The 1,496-nt window shown below is 41.4% G+C and carries 1 pseudogene; it reads right to left on the bottom strand.

The features are described 5' to 3' along the window. Positions 1-1,496 (bottom strand): annotated as a pseudogene (locus tag HNQ00_RS16230) (hypothetical protein); the annotation flags it as partial.

The following is a 1,496-nucleotide window of genomic DNA, read 5'->3' as shown; positions in this document are numbered from 1 at the left end:
GCTCCTACTTCGCATAATTGATAAACAACACTGTAGGTTCCCGATACCGTATTTGGCGCTAAGGTCAATACGCCTTCTGAATCAATGCTTAATGGTCCAGTCACAATTGGTGTTACATCTGTATTGGCTGCCGTAACTGCTACTCCATTTAATAAATCATTGTCTGTTACTGTTCCAACTGTAGTGGCTACTGTTGTACTTGGTGTTTGTGTAGCGTAAGTGTTGTCGTCTTTCGCATCAATAGGATTCAAGACTACAACCGTAGCTGTGGCTAAATCACAATTCGCTGGATTAGCTCCTACTTCGCATAATTGATAAACAATACTGTAGGTTCCCGATACCGTATTTGGCGCTAAGGTCAATACGCCTTCTGAATCAATGCTTAATGGTCCAGTCACAATTGGTGTTACATCTGTATTGGCTGCCGTAACTGCTACTCCATTTAATAAATCATTGTCTGTTACTGTTCCAACTGTAGTGGCTACTGTTGTACTTGGTGTTTGAGTTGCATATGCGTTATCGTCCTGCGCATCAATTGGATTCAAGACTACAACCGTAGCTGTGGCTAAATCACAATTTGCTGGATTCGCTCCTACTTCGCATAATTGATAAACAACACTGTAGGTTCCCGATACCGTATTTGGCGCTAAGGTCAATACGCCTTCTGAATCAATACTCAATGGTCCAGTCACAATTGGTGTTACATCTGTATTTGCTGCCGTAACCGGTGCACCATTTAATAAATCATTGTCTGTTACTGTTCCAACTGTAGTGGCTACTGTTGTACTTGGTGTTTGAGTTGCATATGCGTTATCGTCCTGCGCATCAATTGGATTCAAGACTACAACCGTAGCTGTGGCTAAATCACAATTTGCTGGATTGGCTCCTACTTCGCATAATTGATAAACAACACTGTATGTTCCCGATACCGTATTTGGCGCTAATTTCAATACCCCTTCTGAATCAATACTTAATGGTCCAGTTGTGATTGGAGTTACATCTGTATTAGCTGCCGTAACCGGTGCTCCATTTAATAAATCATTGTCTGTTACTGTTCCAACTGTAGTGGCTACTGTTGTACTTGGTGTTTGAGTTGCATATGCGTTATCGTCTTTCGCATCAATTGGATTCAAGACTACAACCGTAGCTGTGGCTAAATCACAATTTACTGGATTCGCTCCTACTTCGCATAATTGATAAACAATACTGTAGGTTCCCGATACCGTATTTGGCGCTAAGGTCAATACGCCTTCTGAATCAATACTTAATGGTCCAGTCACAATTGGTGTTACATCTGTATTTGCTGCCGTAACCGGTGCACCATTTAATAAATCATTGTCTGTTACTGTTCCAACTGTAGTGGCTACTGTTGTACTTGGTGTTTGAGTTGCATATGCGTTATCGTCTTTCGCATCAATTGGATTCAAGACTACAACCGTAGCTGTGGCTAAATCACAATTTGCTGGATTGGCTCCTACTTCGCATAATTGATAAAC

It is taken from the genome of Flavobacterium aeripolare, from assembly GCF_013294025.1.
Lineage (GTDB): Bacteria > Bacteroidota > Bacteroidia > Flavobacteriales > Flavobacteriaceae > Flavobacterium.
The sequence above is the reverse complement of the archived record's forward strand: the minus strand, read 5'-3'. Positions and strand labels throughout refer to the sequence as shown.